At 41.1% G+C, this 17,336-nt stretch carries 17 protein-coding genes and 1 pseudogene; 9 read left to right on the top strand and 9 right to left on the bottom strand.

Going from position 1 to position 17,336, the window contains the following annotated elements; all coding sequences use genetic code 11:
• Positions 1-42: 42 nt before the first annotated feature.
• Entirely contained in the window at positions 43-1,077 is a 1,035-nt protein-coding gene (locus ACTNES_RS02735; RefSeq protein ID WP_216460905.1) for a uroporphyrinogen decarboxylase family protein, read from the bottom strand.
• A gap of 514 nt (positions 1,078-1,591) precedes the next feature.
• On the opposite strand from ACTNES_RS02735, the gene ACTNES_RS02730 reads away from it, so the two are divergent.
• From ACTNES_RS02730 to ACTNES_RS02720, 3 genes are all read left to right on the top strand, one after another.
• On the top strand, positions 1,592-2,584 hold the full coding sequence (locus ACTNES_RS02730) for a serine hydrolase (protein WP_291816950.1): 993 nt from the start codon (positions 1,592-1,594) through the stop codon (positions 2,582-2,584).
• Positions 2,585-2,694: 110 nt separating this feature from the next.
• Positions 2,695-3,675 carry an SH3 domain-containing protein gene (locus ACTNES_RS02725; protein ID WP_253292559.1) on the top strand — a complete coding sequence of 327 codons (981 nt, stop codon included), beginning with the start codon at positions 2,695-2,697 and terminating at the stop codon, positions 3,673-3,675.
• A 17-nt stretch (positions 3,676-3,692) separates the two neighbouring features.
• Complete coding sequence (locus ACTNES_RS02720; protein ID WP_216460903.1) at positions 3,693-4,136, top strand: transporter; 444 nt, start codon at positions 3,693-3,695, stop codon at positions 4,134-4,136.
• 233 nt (positions 4,137-4,369) lie between these two features.
• On the opposite strand, the gene ACTNES_RS02715 is transcribed toward ACTNES_RS02720, so the two are convergent.
• Positions 4,370-5,500, bottom strand: a complete 1,131-nt coding sequence (locus ACTNES_RS02715; protein WP_291807391.1) for an Ldh family oxidoreductase — start codon at positions 5,498-5,500, stop codon at positions 4,370-4,372.
• A gap of 318 nt (positions 5,501-5,818) precedes the next feature.
• On the opposite strand from ACTNES_RS02715, the gene ACTNES_RS02710 reads away from it, so the two are divergent.
• Positions 5,819-6,160 (top strand): cupin domain-containing protein, encoded by a 342-nt coding sequence (locus ACTNES_RS02710; RefSeq protein WP_291807394.1) that lies wholly within the window; start codon positions 5,819-5,821, stop codon positions 6,158-6,160.
• A gap of 552 nt (positions 6,161-6,712) precedes the next feature.
• Here the strand turns inward: ACTNES_RS02710 and ACTNES_RS02705 are convergent.
• Positions 6,713-6,802 (bottom strand): annotated as a pseudogene (locus tag ACTNES_RS02705) (DUF6783 domain-containing protein); the annotation flags it as partial.
• Positions 6,803-6,859: 57 nt separating this feature from the next.
• On the opposite strand from ACTNES_RS02705, the gene nudC reads away from it, so the two are divergent.
• Entirely contained in the window at positions 6,860-7,708 is an 849-nt protein-coding gene (gene nudC, locus ACTNES_RS02700) for an NAD(+) diphosphatase (RefSeq protein ID WP_291807397.1), read from the top strand.
• Positions 7,709-7,824: 116 nt separating this feature from the next.
• Here nudC and ACTNES_RS02695 read toward each other — a convergent pair whose 3' ends face one another.
• Positions 7,825-8,973, bottom strand: coding sequence for a DnaJ C-terminal domain-containing protein (locus ACTNES_RS02695; RefSeq protein WP_330636045.1), 1,149 nt, complete (start codon positions 8,971-8,973; stop codon positions 7,825-7,827).
• Positions 8,974-9,039: 66 nt separating this feature from the next.
• Positions 9,040-9,504 carry an Hsp20/alpha crystallin family protein gene (locus tag ACTNES_RS02690; protein ID WP_441038465.1) on the bottom strand — a complete coding sequence of 155 codons (465 nt, stop codon included), beginning with the start codon at positions 9,502-9,504 and terminating at the stop codon, positions 9,040-9,042.
• A 278-nt stretch (positions 9,505-9,782) separates the two neighbouring features.
• On the opposite strand from ACTNES_RS02690, the gene ACTNES_RS02685 reads away from it, so the two are divergent.
• The 3 genes from ACTNES_RS02685 (at position 9,783) to ACTNES_RS02675 (ending at position 11,743) form a co-directional block, all read left to right on the top strand.
• Positions 9,783-9,968, top strand: a complete 186-nt coding sequence (locus ACTNES_RS02685) for a DUF5684 domain-containing protein (protein WP_291815119.1) — start codon at positions 9,783-9,785, stop codon at positions 9,966-9,968.
• Positions 9,969-10,145: 177 nt separating this feature from the next.
• The gene (gene bioB / locus ACTNES_RS02680) at positions 10,146-11,117 is read left to right on the top strand and encodes a biotin synthase BioB (protein WP_291815116.1); all 972 of its coding nucleotides are present in this window, start codon (positions 10,146-10,148) and stop codon (positions 11,115-11,117) included.
• A gap of 80 nt (positions 11,118-11,197) precedes the next feature.
• A complete protein-coding gene (locus ACTNES_RS02675; protein WP_300334963.1) occupies positions 11,198-11,743 on the top strand; it encodes a biotin transporter BioY in 546 nt (181 codons plus the stop codon).
• Positions 11,744-12,008: 265 nt separating this feature from the next.
• Here ACTNES_RS02675 and ACTNES_RS02670 read toward each other — a convergent pair whose 3' ends face one another.
• Both ACTNES_RS02670 and ACTNES_RS02665 read right to left on the bottom strand, forming a co-directional pair.
• Complete coding sequence (locus ACTNES_RS02670; RefSeq protein ID WP_320813048.1) at positions 12,009-13,154, bottom strand: YibE/F family protein; 1,146 nt, start codon at positions 13,152-13,154, stop codon at positions 12,009-12,011.
• A gap of 25 nt (positions 13,155-13,179) precedes the next feature.
• Positions 13,180-14,898: a purple acid phosphatase family protein gene (locus ACTNES_RS02665; RefSeq protein WP_300334964.1), complete on the bottom strand. Its 1,719-nt coding sequence runs from the start codon at positions 14,896-14,898 to the stop codon at positions 13,180-13,182.
• Positions 14,899-15,177: 279 nt separating this feature from the next.
• Between ACTNES_RS02665 and ACTNES_RS02660 the strand changes: the two genes are divergently transcribed.
• The gene (locus ACTNES_RS02660; RefSeq protein WP_291815105.1) at positions 15,178-16,062 is read left to right on the top strand and encodes an aldose 1-epimerase family protein; all 885 of its coding nucleotides are present in this window, start codon (positions 15,178-15,180) and stop codon (positions 16,060-16,062) included.
• A gap of 4 nt (positions 16,063-16,066) precedes the next feature.
• Here the strand turns inward: ACTNES_RS02660 and ACTNES_RS02655 are convergent, their stop codons facing one another.
• Together ACTNES_RS02655 and ACTNES_RS02650 are read right to left on the bottom strand one after the other, a co-directional pair.
• The gene (locus ACTNES_RS02655; RefSeq protein ID WP_291815103.1) at positions 16,067-16,681 is read right to left on the bottom strand and encodes a shikimate kinase; all 615 of its coding nucleotides are present in this window, start codon (positions 16,679-16,681) and stop codon (positions 16,067-16,069) included.
• Positions 16,672-17,211 (bottom strand): ECF transporter S component, encoded by a 540-nt coding sequence (locus ACTNES_RS02650; protein WP_291815101.1) that lies wholly within the window; start codon positions 17,209-17,211, stop codon positions 16,672-16,674. The genes ACTNES_RS02655 and ACTNES_RS02650 overlap by 10 nt, the downstream gene beginning before the upstream one ends.
• Positions 17,212-17,336: the final 125 nt, after the last annotated feature.

Raw genomic sequence — 17,336 nt, 5'->3', positions numbered from 1 at the left:
AAACAGATATTTAACTTCCTGCTTTCCACTGGCAATGAAAAATCAGAACATAATCTGCCACGGAAGTCTTGTAGACTCAGATGCTTTAATACCAAATTTCTCTTCATTCAACTTGTCAATAGAATCGCAGAGAGATTTATAAACTCCCGGATAAACAGAACCAGGACCACCCTGAGCAATACATGGAATAAAGTATTTATTTCCACATTCTTCGCAGACACGACGAACAACTGCATCACAGTTCTCATCTGTCCATCCTTCGAAGTCAACTGCCCGGTTTTCAATACCACCCATAAAACTGATCTTTCCACCATATTTCTTAATCAGTTCCGGCAGATTATTAGTTTCCATACATCCCTGCCATACATCGATTCCCATCTCAATCATAGATGGAACTAATGTTGCTGCATAACTGTCTGAATGATGGATAACCAATTCCACACCATGACTGTGATAATATCCATAAATTTCTTTATATGGTTCAAGTAAGAATTCATCAAACATTGCCGGACTCATAAATGTGCTGTCCAGTCCGCCCCAGTCATCATGATGGAACAATGCATCAGGATGAAGATTAGAGCAGATGCCTTCTGCCAGTTCCAATTCCCACTCGGTAAGATATTTGATCAGATCATGCATTTCATCCGGATTAGTAATGTAATAAACCAGCGCATTACTGATCTCACACAGATGATGGGTCTGCTCAAATAATCCCGGTGCAACGAAAGCCGCCTTAAATGCCTGTTCTCCGTCAACTGCATCATACTGAGCTTTCACCATATCCCACTGATCCTGAGTAAATTTCAGAGACGGGGCATGTACATAATCTTTCCAGTCCTCAATATCCTTAACTACGATTTTATCCGGAGTATGTACCGGAAAAGAACCAGGAACCCCTTTCGGGAAAGTGTTGGTTACGCCCCATGCATTTACTACATTTTCCTGTCCAGGCTGAAGCAGCGGATTCGCAAACATAAACGGATGGAAAAGAAGCTGTACTGCTTCATACTGATTGACAAATCTGTCAGGATTACCGCCTTTTATTACTTCCAACATATTCTGTTTTGGTGTTAACATATGATCTACCTCCTCATATCGTTTCGGAAATACCCCCATATTTCCATATTTATTTAGTTAAAATGTCGTTCTTTATCCTGTTTTCGATGGTTTTATTGTATCATTTGTATATTTCAAAAGATATAATCAGATATGCGGAATTTCTATACCTGTATTCCTACAATTTGTATGAATACATATTTTTCCAACAGTTCTCGATTCTAAGTCAGGACAGTCCCCAGCCATTGCTCCTTGTTTCTCAAAATTGAAGCATAGGCCTTACCTGATTTGAATCAAAGGAATAAAATCATCCACTTCTCTACGCAGCTCTACACTATAACAATTCTCCAAACCCGGAAACTCTTCATCAAAAAAGCCCTTGTATGACGAAAAATAATTTACGAACTGGTCTCGATACACTTGTAACCCCGGTCCAAACACGGTATAATTTTAATATCGTAATCGTTCAGTACCTTCACACCAGACTGCTGAATATTACCCAATATCTACAATTATCTAACAGGCGGTGAACACAATGAAATTTAAAAAACTTTTGCTTCCTCTGCTCTCTGCCAGCCTTCTTGTGGCTCCTGTAACCAGCAGTTATGCAGCTGAAAACAGACCGGAACCAGCACCAGGACAGACTCAGGAACAGACCGCAGAACCAGCGCCGGAACAGGAACAGACTACTTCAGGAGAGGGTACTCTTTCTCCATCTTCCGAGAATTCTGACAGCGTATTTGGTGGAACTTCCACATCTGCAGAACCGGTCACTGATGAAGCACTTCAGACCATCCTGAATCAGGTACAGGGACAGCTTCCAGCTGACAATGGCAGCTGGGCAGTTTTCATCTCTGATCTTCTCAACGAAACAGAGGGAAGCATCAATGACCAGACTATGCAGGCAGCCAGTCTGATCAAACTTTACATCATGGGTGCCATCTATGAAAATTACGACCAGATCATCAGTCAATATGGTAAAGATTCCGTAGATTCCAACCTGTATTCCATGATCACAGTCAGTGACAACGACGCTGCCAACACCCTGACCACTTACCTGGGAGGCGGCGACTCCACTGCAGGCAGACAGGCAGTGGACGGTTTCTGTCAAGCACATGGTTATACAAAAACCCATATGGGACGTATGCTTCTGGCAAGCAATGCTCAGGATGACAATTATACCTCTGTAGGAGACTGCGGACATTTTCTTATGGAAATCTATAAAGAAGAGGAATCCACCTACGCCCATGCCACAGACATGTACAACCTGCTCAAAGCTCAGACGCGCCAGAACAAAATCCCGTCTCAGCTTCCGTCAGGAGTTAAAACTGCCAACAAAACAGGTGAACTTGATAACGTGGAAAATGATGCAGGAATCATCTATGATGCGCCTAATGATCTGGTCATCGTATTTATGTCCCAGAATCTTTCCAGCGCAGGTTCCGCTCAGAACACGATCGGTTCTCTGAGCCGGACAATTTATGATTATTATAATAACGGTACCTCTTCGGAATCCGATGCTCATTAAATATAATGATAACAGGGGCAGTATACTTTTTGACCCTGACATCATATAAAAGAAATAACAATCTATAGATATCAAAAAAGATCTATTCATAACAGAAGGAGGTTTTACTTATGAAGAAAAGAAAAAGTATTGTAATTCCAATGATGCTCGCAGCTGCAGTTGCTGCTGTATCCGTACCAGGCAGTTCTCAGGATGTCATGGCTTCTGACACCTATCAGGTAAGCGTAAGCAAAGGTTATCTGGCCCTGCGTAATGCTATGGCATATGATTCCTCTAATGAAATTGGTGAACTTTATTCCGGTGATACAGTTGAAGTCACAGATTATACTACCAGCGATTACTGGTACGTTTATTCTCCAAAACTTGGCAAGTCCGGATATGTAAATAATAATTATCTGATTTACCTTTCCGGTCAGTCAGCAGCACCTGCATCAGGATCCTACACTGTCCGCGTAAGCAAGGGTTATCTGGCTCTGCGTTCCGCAAAAGCTTACGATTCTTCCAACGAGATTGGTGAGTTATATACCGGCGACACTGTAACTGTTTCTGACAGCAGTGACTCACAATACTGGTATGTTTATTCTCCAAAGCTTGGAAAGTCCGGCTACGTAAATAAAGACTATTTATATTACAATGGCAGCGGAACCAGTACTCAAAGCACTTCCGGCGATACAAGAACTGTCATCGTAAGCAAAGGCTATCTGGCTCTGCGTTCTGCAAAGGCTTATGATTCTTCCAATGAAATCGGAGAATTATACACTGGCGACACTGTAACTGTTTCTGACAGTAGCGACCCTCAGTACTGGTATGTTTATTCTCCAAAACTGAATAAATATGGTTATGTAAACAAAGATTATCTGTCAGGAGGAACTGCCACATATTCCAACACATATCCTACCAAAACAGTCAGTGTTGCTACCGGATATCTGGCTCTGCGTTCCGCAAAAGCTTATGATACTTCCAATGAAATTGGTGAATTGTATTCCGGTGAAACTGTTCAGGTTATTGATTCAACTGATGCACAGTACTGGTATGTTTATTCAACAAAACTTGGCAGATACGGCTATGTAAACAAAGATTACTTATATTAAGAAAGGACTCACTATCTATGAGCCCCAAAAGACAGGTAAACCACAACATCCGTAAACATTTTAACGGTATTATTTACAATATTTCACGCTACGTAGAAATCGCACTCTCTATCGTCATCCTGGTAGTAATTGCATTGGCAGGTGTCCGTCTGATCATGGAAATTGCAGGCACTTCTGTTTCCTCTATGGATACAGAATTCTTCACCAGTTTCCTCTCTCAGGCATTATCTCTGGTAGTCGGTGTCGAGTTTGTAAAAATGCTCTGCCAGCATTCCGCACAGACAGTTGTAGAAGTCTTAATGTTCGCAACAGCCAGACAAATGGTAGTCGAACATCTTGGATCAGTCGAAACCCTGATCGGCGTGCTGAGTATTGCAGTTCTCTTTGCCATCCGCAAATATCTCATGACCGATAATGATGATATGAACTCGCGAAAGCACAAAGAAGAGAGCGAACATTAATATCCTTTTCTTCCCGAAGGACTTTTTCGTGAACACTGCAGAATACTCTCCTGTGGTCAAAAAATAAAGAGACTGCACATCAGATTCTGTCTGTAACTCATTACTCTTACAAACAACCTCTGAATCATGCAGTCTCTTTTTTATCTCCACATACTGATAAGCGGGCGTCTCAAAAAAAGTTATTTTATAAATTTTATATTCTATAGTTAATGGTTATCAGCATGATGGTTTCATCAATAATTTCCACTGAAAAACTTACTGTCTTTCGGCAGCTCATAATCTTTGAAATAAGAACCAAAATCTATCTTCAGATAATCGCAGAGATTTGCAAGCTCAACCATAGTATTATCATTTACCGGTATACCATTCTCCCTGCGTTCTTTCTCTGCCAGAATTTCCTTCTCACCATGAGTATAAATCTGCTCTGCCCCTTCCGCCTTCGGACTCTGGCGAAGTGTTTCCAGAAATTCTGAAAAGTGCGCTTTGATATCCTCAGCATTTCCAAAAATCGCAGGATCAATTGCTGCAAATCCATGGCAGGTACCGTTTCTATCCTTAAAGGTACAGCATTTATCAGAAGTAACACCCATAGAAAAAATAGAACTGAAAATTTCACAGAGCATTCCATATCCATAACCTTTATGGCTGCCAGTTGCTTCTTTATTTCCACCCAGCGGCATAATTCCGCCGCCCTTCTTACCGACAATATTTGCCAGAACATCCGGTGCGTCTGTGCTCTCCTTTCCGTCAGCACCAAGAGCCCAGCCTTTCGGAAGCGGTTTGCCCGATTTATTGTACATTTCCAGTTTTCCTCTGGTCACCACTGTTGTGGAACAGTCAAAAAGGAAAGGATACGGTTCAGCCGGCATTGCTACTGCGATCGGATTAGAACCCAGCATTGCTTTTCGTCCAAAAGTAGGCACCATAATGGCTTCTGAATTGGTACATGCCATACCAAGCAGCCCCTGTTTAGAAGCCATTTCTGCATAATATCCAGCAATACCAAAATGATTGGAATTTCTTACTGAAACAAATCCAACACCTGTTTTCTTCGCCTTTTCTATGGCTTTCTCCATTGCAAAATAACTGATCAGCTGTCCCATTCCATCATGTCCGTCAATTACTGCCGATACAGGTGTCTCAAATACAATCTCCGGTTCCGCATCCGGATGGATCGTACCTTTCTCAATTCCTTTATCATATCTCACCATTCTCTGCATACCGTGACTCTCAATCCCATACAGATCTGCAGTAAGTAAAACATCTTTGATAATATTGGTCTGTTCCTCATTGAAACCAAACTTACGAAATACATCATGGCAAAAAGTATTTAATGTGTCATAACTCCATTTCACATATCCCATAACTGTAAAAGCCCTCCTTGAAGTATTACTCATTTCCCTTTTTGGTATTACCAATCTTTATAACTGATTATACCATTCATCTTTCCAGAGTACAATATGCTTTTTTATTTTTTTGGTAACTTATTATTTTTGTAATTACTGTCCCCTTGGTTCTCAGCATACACCTCTCAATACCCAAAGCAGGAATCTCCCTGTGCCGGACACAGAAGTAAAAATCCAGATATTTTCTAAAATATGTTGTTATAATAACGCATTTTTCTGGCATGCTGTGATATACTTTATGGCAGAAAGTTAAGTAATCACAGGAGGAATTTAACCATGGAGTTTATTAAGAATATTAAACACGAAGAAGTATTAAATCTCGCATCCCAGGTATCTGCACAGGACGGTCAGATCGTGAGCAAAACTCTGGCTCAGAATCCATACGTAAGCCTTACCTTATTCGCTTTCTCCAAAGGCGAAGAGATCAGCACCCATGATTCCAAAGGTGATGCTATGGTTTACGTTCTGGAAGGAACAGGTAAATTCACTGTAGGTGGAAAAGAACACCTGGTAAATGCTGGTGAAACCTTGATCATGCCTGCTACTATCCCGCACGCTGTATATGCACAGGAAGATTTCAAGATGTTGCTTACAGTTGTTTTCCCGATCGAGAAATAATTTGCTGAACCTTTTTTATCAGCATCTGTTTCTAGTACATCGAATATTAAGTATCTGCTATATTGACGCAGGATGATTTTCTCATATGCAAGGCGGAGGAATGAGGCGTAGCGGTGGCTACGGCGATTGACGACAACGCGGCATATGAAAAATCAGACAAGTCAATATGGCGGTTACTTAATATTCGATGTACTAGGATCATTATGCCTTTATTTATTGATAACATTCTGCAAGACATTTTTGTCCCTTGCTTTTATAAAATCACTGGCATATACTATGAGCAGATAATAAGTTGATACCCATCTTCTTATTATCTGCTCATATTTTGGTTAAGCTGTTACAAAAGCTTCATATATCACCAGATAAATTAAGGGCCAACTTATCTGCATGATCAGGATATAACCAGTTGCTCTTCCTAGTGTACCAACAAGTTGATTTCTTGAACAATCTCGCGTCTAAGTTTTTTATTTCCGCGTTGTCGTCAGTCGCCGTAGCCACCGCTACGCCTCCTTCCTCCGCCTTGAAATAAAAAATTTATCCTGCAAGATTATTTCAAGAATCAACTTGTCGGTACACTAGAGTGTGTTTGAAAATCATTCCTGCAATCTGCACGCCCCACTTTATGGAAGATTTTGCAGAAAGCCTTTTTCAAATATGCTCTAATATATTTCTAATTTTAAAGAAAAGGACATCTACACTATGATTCAGGATATCGCACCCCACACTTACCATAATGAATATAAACCATCTGCACCGGACAAAAACAGTTTCATTCTCGCTTACGAAAAAGGCCGTATCCTTCTTCCACAACAGAAACGTGAAGAAGCGATCACGTTTCCACATTTCCAGGAATTAGAGGGAAAAATTGATGATCTTTATACCAATTATATTTACCTCTTCTCCGTCGATGAGCAACGCTTCTATCTGATTCCAGATCTTGATACCTCATTGCTTCCGGATTATGAATTTCAGGATGTACGTGTCCTGCGTACCGCTCATCCGCAGCATCTGGCATTCGCAGGAATCACCGGGCATCAATTATTTCAATGGTACAACAAACGCCAGTACTGCGGCTGCTGTGGAAAGCCAATGGTCCACAGCCAGAAGGAACGTATGATGGAATGCCCATCCTGCGGCAATCACGAATACCCGGTTCTGTGCCCTGCTGTTATCGTGGGAATCACAAACGGAGATAAGATTATTCTTTCCAAATATGAAGGACGCAGATTCAAACGTTACGCTCTGATCGCAGGTTTCGCAGAAATTGGAGAAACAATTGAAGAAACTGTACACCGGGAAGTAATGGAAGAAGTCGGATTAAAAGTTAAGAATCTTCGCTATTACAAGAGTCAGCCATGGTCCTTCAGCGGCTCTCTGCTGTTTGGATTCTTCTGCGATGTAGACGGTGACGACACACTCACCGTAGACCACGAAGAACTTTCCATGGCTCAGTGGATAGAACGTGACAAAATTCCGGATCAGGGTAATAATATCAGTTTAACGAAGGAAATGATGATGCTCTTCCGAGATGGTAAGGAACCCAGATAAATATTTTCCCCAATACAACAAAAGGATACATGCATCTCATTTTATTATGCATGTATCCTTTTCGTCTCTATATAAAACTTTTTCACTATATGCTCAAAAGCATTCCTTATTATTCTTCACGCCGCACTCCCGCTGCCAAATCCACGGCTCCTGCGGCTTCCATTACATTCCTGTTCGAATTCTTTCAGTTTCCGTCTTGCATCTGGTGTCAGGTTTGTCGGAACCTCAATCTGTACTGTTGCATATTCATCGCCATGTACAGATGGATTGTTCATTGCAACAATACCCTTACCTCTCAGACGGATCTTAGTTCCGGACTGTGTTCCAGGTTTGATATTACAAAGAACATCTCCATAAATCGTATGAACTTTCGCTTCACCGCCAAATACTGCTGTCGTAAATGGAATATTTACTGTTGTATAAACATCTCTGCCCTCACGTCTATATCCCGGTTTATCCTGGACATTAACTTTCAGAAGCAGATCACCAGCTTCTCCGCCGCCGATTCCAGGGTGTCCTTTTCCCTTAAGCCTGATAGATTTACCAGATTCAATACCTGCTGGAATATTGACTTCATAATTCTGGACACCACCGTTGCTGCTCTGCAGACGGATAACCTTCTTTCCGCCGAAAGCTGCTTCATCAAAACTTACAGTAACATCTGCATGAAGATCCTCACCCTTACTGCTATAAGGGCCTCCAAATCCTTGACTGTGGAAATCACTTCCGCCACTGCCAAATCCACTGCCGAAACCATTGCTTCCGCTGCCAAAACCGCCAAAGCCACTTCCATGGAAACCACCAGTACCGAATCCGCTTCCTCCAAATCCACCGGATGATTTACTCTTCTTAAATCCACCGCCAAAGATGTTCTTCAGAATATCATCCATGTCTTCGCCATTCTCAAAATGGAATTCATGATATCCGTTTCCGTCACTATATGATCCCTGGAAACCGCCGCCAAACGGATTTCCCTGGCTGCCGCCAAATCCGCTGCCGAACGGATTTCCCTGAGCTCCGCCGTAATTGCCGGCGCCTTCTTCAAAAGCAGCATGACCAAACTGATCATACAATTTACGTTTCTTTTCATCACTCAGAACATCATAGGCTTCATTTACTTCCTTAAACCGTTCTGCGGCTGTAGCATTTCCCTCATTGCTGTCCGGATGATATTTCTTGGCCAGTTTTCTGTATGCTTTTTTGATTGCTGCTGCATCTGCGTTTCTGCTCACGCCCAGAACTTCATAATAGTCTCTTTTCAATATCATCACCTTCTTTTAAAAACAACGGGAAGCCAAAAGATTGACCTCCCGTTGCTGTAATTTAATCTATTATCCTTCAATGGAGATGCTGTGCTTCTGTTCCACTGCTGGTTTTGCTTCCTTCTTCGGAACGAATAATGTCAGGATACCATGTTTGAATTCTGCTTTGATGTCGTCCTGATGTACTTCTTTACCTACATAGAAGCTACGGCTGCAGGCACCTGCATAACGTTCTCTGCGGATATAACGTCCGGTTTCTTTCTCCTGCTCATCTTTGTCCAGACCTTTCTCTGCACTGATGGTCAAATAACCATTCTCCAGATCAGCCTTAACCTCATCTTTCGTGAATCCCGGAAGATCTACAACCAGTTCGTAACCTTTATCAGTTTCCTTGATATCTGTTTTCATTACGTGGCTGGCTCTACGTCCGTAGAGTTTCTTCTCTACATCTTTCATACCTTTATCATAATAAAATGGGAAATCTCCAAAAAAGTCATCAAATAAATTTTCTCCAAAAATACTAGGCATCAACATAAGTCATCTCTCCTTTTTTCATACCGCTCATCTTCTGAGCTTTTAATTATGCATCTTTACCTTGTTTCTTTGGAACTTAGGTGATCAGGAATCTCATAGAACTTATTTCTTTGTTCTCTTTTTGTTCCCCTTCCTTTGTTCTGTATGTAATATAACACGCATTATTAGCACTGTCAAGAGACGAGTGCTAATTTCACAATTTCTTCACATTTTCCTTTTATTTTAGGATCGTTGCTTCTTGTGTAAGCGGTCTTGCTACTCCGAATGGCAACAACACAATGATCCTTGCTATTGTTTCCCTGCTTCGTATCATTGCAGAAATCATCAGCATCATGTACAGCGTAAAATTGGCTAAAGCTTTTGGAAAAGGAACCGGATTTGCAATCGGTCTTATTTTCTTATCACCAATCTTCATACTGATCCTCGGATTAGGTGATTCTACTTACCACGGCGCACAGAAATAAAAAGTCAATACAAAGAATTCAAAAAAACAGCAGACTGCTTATCTGATAAGCAATCCGCTGTTTTTTCTATCTTCCCGCCAGATATTAATTGTAAACCAGTTTCAAATTTAAGTTAACAATTCACACTTTTATATGTTAAAGTGATACCCGTACAAAAAATCACAGGAAGGTACTACTATGAATTCCGAATTATATGAAAAAGAGGCACCTGTTCTTTCCAGAGAGGATGCAATTGCTATTTTAAATACTCCGAATGAGGAAATCGATGCACTGATCGATCGTGCAAAGAGTTTACGATATAAATATAAGGGAAATCGTGTAAGCATTCATATTCTTACCAACGCACGCAGCGGAAACTGTTCTCAGGATTGCGCTTACTGCGCACAGTCCTGTCGTTCTACTGCAGATATTGATAAATACAAATGGGTAGATGAAGATAAACTGTATCAGGATAATGATTTCGTAAATGATTATCATTTATCCAGACACTGTATCGGCCTGAGCGGTATGAAATTTACAGATAAAGAAATCGAAGAACTTGCCCGCCGGATTCGTAAGATGAAAGAGCACGGAACACATCTCTGCTGCTCCATCGGATTTCTGACAGAGAAACAGGCTAAAATGCTAAAAGAAGCTGGTCTTGACCGAATAAAACACAATCTGAACAGCAGCCGGTCCTATTACCACAACATCTGCAGTACACATACTTTTGAACAGCGTGTACAGAATATCCACATGCTTCAGGGACTGGGATTTGAAATCTGCAGCGGCGGTATCATTGGTATGGGTGAAAGCAAAGAAGATGTAGTTGATATGCTTCTCGAACTGCGCGAAATCCAGCCGGAAGCATTACCGATCAACTTCCTCCTGCCAATCAAAGGAACTCCTCTGGGAGATGCTGATATCTCCATTCTGACAACAGAATACTGCATGAAAGTCCTCTGCCTTGCAAGACTTCTTGTACCAAAAGCAGATATCCGCTGTGCTGCCGGAAGAGAAGTTTATTTTAAAGGTGAAGAAAAGAAACTGCTCAGTGTTGTTGACTCCATCTTCGCCTCAGGTTATCTGACAGAAGGCGGTCAGGGCATCGAAGATACTCTGAAAACTATCACGGATGCAGGATTTACTTATGAAATCGAGTCCGCATGATCATACACAAACCATATTTAACCAAGTGCGGATGATTTTATCCGCCCGACTAAAAAATTTCAAAAGGAGAACTCTCTGACATGAACCAGACACAAAGCATTACTGCACCTCGCAGCAAAACCTACGAAATAACCATGACCGCACTGATGGCTGCGGTTACCTGCATTCTTGCCCCACTGTCCATTCCGATCGGTCCGGTTCCTATCTCATTTACGAACCTGGCAATCTACCTGTCCCTGTATCTTCTCGGATGGAAAAGAGGAACAATCAGTTATCTGATCTATCTTCTGCTTGGACTCGTTGGTCTTCCGGTATTTTCCGGTTTCACAGGCGGTCCTGCAAAACTGGCAGGTCCTACAGGCGGATATATCATCGGTTTTATCGTCATGGCTGTCATTGCCGGACTGGTAATAGATAACTGCCATAAACCTTGGGTACAACTTATCGGTATGATCGTCGGAACGATTGTATGCTACCTTTTCGGAACCATATGGTTCTGCATAGTTGCAGATTACACCTTCAAAGCAGCTCTTGCAGTCTGCGTAATCCCATTTATCCCGGCCGACCTGGTAAAAATGGTAATCGCCATGATCATCGGACCAATGATAAAGAAAAGAATACGGTAATATTTACCAATATATACACAAACAGGTGCAGGTCATAAATATGTGACCTGCACCTGTTTGTTATACATATCTTGTTTTCTTCCCTTATCAGTACTTTTTCCCGTAAACTAGCTACGCTGAGGCTTTTTTATCTGTGCAATCGAATTCGCAGCCAAGTGAGTGGTATAGTTATTTCGAAAACAATGTACAAATCGCGTAGAATGCAGATTCGAGTATGCAGACGCAAAAAAATCTCCGAAATAGTGGACTGCTGAATAATTACTGATTATTTACTCTTATGAAAAAGCACTGTACAGATCAGCACCGTAAACGGTACAGAAAGTACAATCCCAAAACTTCCCGCCAGCCCCTGCATGATCGCTATGCCAATATTATTTGAATTAATGATCTGCTGATACGGAAGATCATAGGAATAATCAAGAAGAAGCGTACTTACACTGCTTCCTGCAAATGCCAGGATAAGCGTATTGCTGTCCGTTCCCATCATATCTCTGCCTACACGCAGCCCGGCTTTAAAGAGTTCTTTTCGAGTCAAAGAAGTATTCTGTCTGTAAATCTCATCAATAGCACTGCTGATGGACATGGCTACATCCATAACTGCCCCCAGACATGAGATCAGCAATCCGGATAAAAGCAATCCTCCAACCTGAATACGATTTGTATTCCAGAGAGTCATCAGAATCTCAATATCCGAAACATTGAAACCGGAAATCCCGGAAGCTTTGCTGAAACACCATGCAGAAATCCCAGCAAGGACAACTCCGGCAAGAGTTCCCAATGTCGCTGCACATGTTTTCCTCGTCGGACCTCCGATCAGATACATGGTAACCAGTGTAGTAATAAAACATACAAATACTGCCGTCCAGAACAGTGAAAATTTCAGATATACCAGCGGAAGATAAACAAAAATCACACAGAAAAATGTAAAAATCAGCCCAAGGCATCCCTTGATTCCCTGTTTTCCGCCTATCAGACAAAGCGCCAGCAGATAGATAAGAGCAAATATATAAATAACGCCTTCTCTGTCCTGGGTATAAACACTGGCAACTGTAGAATCACCCGCAACGCTCTGCATAACAATGACTCTCATTCCCGGTTTACATGCTGCACCAAAAAGATATCCGGAACTGCTTGTAATATCAAGGTCCTGTCCTTTTCGTTCACCTGTGAACATATGAACCCGTACCTTCTGTTCCCCTACACGGGTTCCGTTTTCCTGAAGATTATCCTCAAGTACTTTCACTACTTTTGCTTTCTCAAATGTCTGTCCTGTCCGGACCACCAGTTCTGTTTTTTCCACCTGATTCAATTTAATGACGAAAACAGCGAACACACAGACAAGTAAAAGATAAATAAGATACCGGACTGTTTTCTTTTTAGTAAGCAGCCCGGTAAATTTTGTATTTTTCATGGAGTTGATTTCTCAGACCCTGCTTTTAATTCTCAGATGTTTCAGCTGCTGCATCTGCGGAAGCGTCTGCATTATCTGTGGATGCATCTGTATTATCTGAGGAAGCTGTTTCTTCAGAAACACTGTCTGTGGTGTCTGCAGAAGTGTCTGTGGTGTCTGTGGATGCATCAGATGAATCTGCACCTGCATCTGTTTTCTGGATTGTAAATGCATCATCAATTGATTCAACTTTACCATCATCTGTAATCTGATAAGTCTCAATAGAGAATGTATCTGCAGTCATGGTAATAACAGAATAGCTTGGAAGCCAGTTCTGGCTGCGGGCTGCCACATAATCCTGCTGAGTAGAAAGAAGCTCATAATATTTGGAACCGGAAGCGGAGTTTGCTGTCATATACAGGATTCCTTTTGGGTCTGTAACTGTATCTCCGTCAACATCCTCGATTGTATAGCAGTCGTTGTCCTGATGGAATGCATCCAGTGCCGCCTGTGCATCTGTATCTCCTTCTTCCGGAGCAAGTGCGATCTGTTCCTGTGTATCTACATTTGTAGCATGATCCCAGTCATAATCTGTTCCATCTTCATTCAGACTGAACTCATATTTTCCATGAGTCTGTCCGTCACCATAGAGCATTTTGGAACGGCTGTATGTATGATCATGTCCCTGAAGAACAACATCAATATCATTTTCATCAAATACCGGAGTAAGCTGTGTACGGAGAATCATACCATCTGTATCAGAATGGTCAAGACCTGATCCGTAAATATCCTGATGAATCGTTACAATTCTCCATTTTGCATCCGGATAAGCTTTGACAGCTTCTTCAATTGTTTTCTGATGCTCTGCTACATTATAATTGTTGGTATTTAAAACAATGAAGAGTCCCTCTCCATAACTGTAATAATAATCTCCACCAGCCTGAGTTTTACCATTATCTGTATTATTCGGATTATTAAAGTGATACATATAATCCTCATTCAGAGAATCGTGGTTACCAATTGTAGTTGCCACTGCAAGTCCCTTCAGAGCATCCGCACTTAAGTAAGAAGCATACTCTTCCTCTTTTGCTTCACCTGTTTTGTTAACCTGGTCACCTGCAGAGATCACAAAGTTGATATCCGGATTTTCTGTAAGTGCTGTATTCAAAGTACGATTCCATGAAAAACCATCATTCTCTGCTGCTTTGTTTGCCGCACCTGACTCATTGGTAAGCTCTGCTCCATTCTGTGTCTGACCTTTGGAAGCACCGATCTGCGGGTCACCTACATAGAGAATCTTTACAGAATCTGTACCCTGTGTTTTATATTCACATACCTCTGTCTGTTCACCATTCTTCTCAACTGTATAGTAATATGTTGTATTTGGTTCCAGACCGGTAACTGTTACATGATTATATTCATACGCAGTATCTCCGGTAAGGCTCTGATCTACATCACCTGCGGTTCCTTCGAATGTTTCAAGATTATCTTTATCTGTTCCAAAATGAACTACAGGTGTTGCATCACTGTCACCTTTTTCGCTGTACCATGCAAAGTTCAACTGGGTAGCATCAGCACCCGGTGTAAGAGATACCTTTGTAAAATCTGTCGCTGTTTCTTCCCAGGCAGCATCCCAGTCAGACCATCCGGAATCAGCACCAACCACGCTGCTGTCCATATAATGATCTGTAGACGCATAAGCCAACGGACAAACCATAGTCATTGAAAGTGCTGTTAAAAGACCTGCTATTAATTTTCTTTTCATAATAATTAGACTCCTTTTCAATCATAAGATATTCTTGTTTTTTCAGTCGTCGCGTGCAGTATAACACCCGAATTTTCAAAAAACAATAGAGTTTCCAGACGTTTAACAGACACTTTTCCATTATTTAACAAAGTATCTGTAGTCGTTTCTGACAACAAAAAAACAAACGTTTGTCTAAATTTTGATTCCATTGCCGTTTTTTTATGATACGCTTATCTTAGCTATTTTTTCTTTACCGGCAGCAATATACTATTTCTATTTATTATGGAGGGTTTTACTATGCAAATTGAATTACAGTCCAACGATTATCATGTACTTTTGAACACGCTTGGAGCCGAATTAAAGTCCTATTCCAATCCGGCCGGAAAGGAATATATATGGAATTCTGATCCGGCTTACTGGCTTCGGTCTTCTCCCCTTCTTTTTCCTGTTGTTGGAAATGTCCGTAATGGAGAAACTGTTATCAAAGATCATATTTACCAGATGCCCAAACATGGTTTCTGTAAAGAATCTGAATTTGAAGTAACTGAACAGACCGAAAACTCCGCCACTTTTCTATTAAAAGCAAATGATGAAACCTTAAAACATTATCCTTATTCTTTTGAACTGTATCTGACTTATACTCTGAACGGCAGCACTCTGTCTATGAATTATAAAATCATAAACAACGATTCCGAATTTATGTACTATCACATTGGTGCACATCCTGGATTTATGCTTCCTGTCAGTGATGGAGAAAATATCGAGAATTGTATTCTTAGATTTGAAAAAGAAGAAGCGTTTACTTCTTATGAATATAATCTGAAAAATTTAGAATTTGATATGAACCATAAAGTATCCCAAAAAGCAGTCGGCAATACACTTCCGCTTACAATTTCAATGTTTGATCAGGATGCTGTTTTCTTTGAATGCACGAATTCACACCGCGTTTCTTTCTTAAATTCATCCACAGGAAAAGGTGTATCTATGTACTATCCTGATTTTGAATCCCTTGCGATCTGGACACCAATCGGAGGAAAGGCTCCATTTCTCTGTCTGGAGCCTTGGAACGGTTCTGCCATTTTCCATCAGGATGATGATATTCTGGCACACAAACACGGTATCCTCTCGCTGGCACCTGGAAAGGAGAAAACATACCAGCTTGAAGTTTCTCTGATAGAATAGGATTTTATTTTTCAGATTTCAGGTCCCACATAATTTGTATTGCATCATCTATCACATGAAATTTTTCAAAATAGGCCTCTTCTTTCGGAATCCACATATTCTGAAACTGTTTTGCCTTTTCCAGACCATTACGTTTTTTTATATTTTCAATCTGGTCTTCCGGAGAAATATTTAAAAAGACACGAATATGATAAGGGTTCTTAAAGTATGGATGCATACTATAGGAACCCTCTATAATATTAAGTTTTTTGTAAGAAACAGGATATGCTTCCAACAGCCCCCATTTCTGACAACTAAACGGCTGATACCAAACCGTCTGTTTCTGAAGAACCGGTCTGAGTACCGTTTCTTCAAAACGTTCATAATCTACATTTCCTCCAGGTTCTTTCAGTCTCTCCGGTGTACGCTGTTCCATACGCAGAAAAAAATCATCCATTTGAAACAAATTACAGTCAAATATCTGTTTCAGATATTTTCCCAGCGTAGTTTTTCCACTGCCGCATCTTCCATCAATTGCAACAAGCAGTGTCTCCTCTGATCCGCTCTTTTCTTCCAGCAGTTGTCTGACTGCCTGAACCACTGGTTCAAACCTTTCCTTACAGTGTGCTTTTAATTCCATTCTAACGCTCCTTCCATATAACATAAGCGTTCAACCAGTGCCGGAATCAGAACAAGCTGAATAACAATTCCCGGCAATGCATTTATAAATGCACCCATTAAAAACAATTTCCATGTAAAAATTCCACCTGTAAGCGCATATACCACAGCAGAAACCAGTCCCCATACAATCCTTCCGCACAGCATCGCTGTTATGAGCGAGATATACAGTGATTTTATATCCCTGTTCATCTTTTCTGACAAAATTCCCACTACAAATCCATAAGTAGCAAGCTCAAATGCCATACATACCGCATTGGGAAAGATCGCTGGCATCCCAAACAAAATGCCACGCAAAAGAGGTGTAATGATTCCGATAAGTAGGCCATACGGCCATCCGCAGATATATCCACATAACAATACCGGTATATGCATCGGGCAAAGCATCTTTCCCACTGCCGGTATCTGCATTGTAATAAACGGAAGAATCAGTCCGATTGCAAGAAACAATGCTGCCAAAATTCTTTTTCTTAAAGCTGTATTTTCTTTCATAATCCAGTTTCTCCCTCTGTTGATATTATAGAAAAGCATCCCTGTCCGAAACATGGAACTGGATCTGGACAGGGATGCTTTATATTATAAATACTATACCCTACAATAATAATATGATGTTCCGC

The organism is Blautia sp. HCP3S3_D9, assembly GCF_052063845.1.
Classification (GTDB): Bacteria; Bacillota; Clostridia; order Lachnospirales; family Lachnospiraceae; genus Blautia_A.
Note: the sequence above shows the minus strand (reverse complement) of the source record. Positions and strands in the feature narration are given on the sequence as shown.

Bases quoted from the DNA above. Each gene is read 5' to 3' on its own strand.
- ACTNES_RS02665 (WP_300334964.1), bottom strand. From the start codon at position 14,898: ATGAAAAGAAAATTAATAGCAGGTCTTTTAACAGCACTTTCAATGACT.
- nudC (WP_291807397.1), top strand. From the start codon at position 6,860: ATGATTCAGGATATCGCACCCCACACTTACCATAATGAATATAAACCA.
- ACTNES_RS02650 (WP_291815101.1), bottom strand. From the start codon at position 17,211: ATGAAAGAAAATACAGCTTTAAGAAAAAGAATTTTGGCAGCATTGTTT.
- ACTNES_RS02670 (WP_320813048.1), bottom strand. From the start codon at position 13,154: ATGAAAAATACAAAATTTACCGGGCTGCTTACTAAAAAGAAAACAGTC.
- ACTNES_RS02660 (WP_291815105.1), top strand. From the start codon at position 15,178: ATGCAAATTGAATTACAGTCCAACGATTATCATGTACTTTTGAACACG.
- ACTNES_RS02715 (WP_291807391.1), bottom strand. From the start codon at position 5,500: ATGGGATATGTGAAATGGAGTTATGACACATTAAATACTTTTTGCCAT.
- ACTNES_RS02675 (WP_300334963.1), top strand. From the start codon at position 11,198: ATGAACCAGACACAAAGCATTACTGCACCTCGCAGCAAAACCTACGAA.
- ACTNES_RS02725 (WP_253292559.1), top strand. From the start codon at position 2,695: ATGAAGAAAAGAAAAAGTATTGTAATTCCAATGATGCTCGCAGCTGCA.
- ACTNES_RS02685 (WP_291815119.1), top strand. From the start codon at position 9,783: ATGATCCTTGCTATTGTTTCCCTGCTTCGTATCATTGCAGAAATCATC.
- ACTNES_RS02655 (WP_291815103.1), bottom strand. From the start codon at position 16,681: ATGGAATTAAAAGCACACTGTAAGGAAAGGTTTGAACCAGTGGTTCAG.
- ACTNES_RS02690 (WP_441038465.1), bottom strand. From the start codon at position 9,504: ATGTTGATGCCTAGTATTTTTGGAGAAAATTTATTTGATGACTTTTTT.
- ACTNES_RS02730 (WP_291816950.1), top strand. From the start codon at position 1,592: ATGAAATTTAAAAAACTTTTGCTTCCTCTGCTCTCTGCCAGCCTTCTT.
- ACTNES_RS02720 (WP_216460903.1), top strand. From the start codon at position 3,693: ATGAGCCCCAAAAGACAGGTAAACCACAACATCCGTAAACATTTTAAC.
- ACTNES_RS02735 (WP_216460905.1), bottom strand. From the start codon at position 1,077: ATGTTAACACCAAAACAGAATATGTTGGAAGTAATAAAAGGCGGTAAT.
- bioB (WP_291815116.1), top strand. From the start codon at position 10,146: ATGAATTCCGAATTATATGAAAAAGAGGCACCTGTTCTTTCCAGAGAG.
- ACTNES_RS02710 (WP_291807394.1), top strand. From the start codon at position 5,819: ATGGAGTTTATTAAGAATATTAAACACGAAGAAGTATTAAATCTCGCA.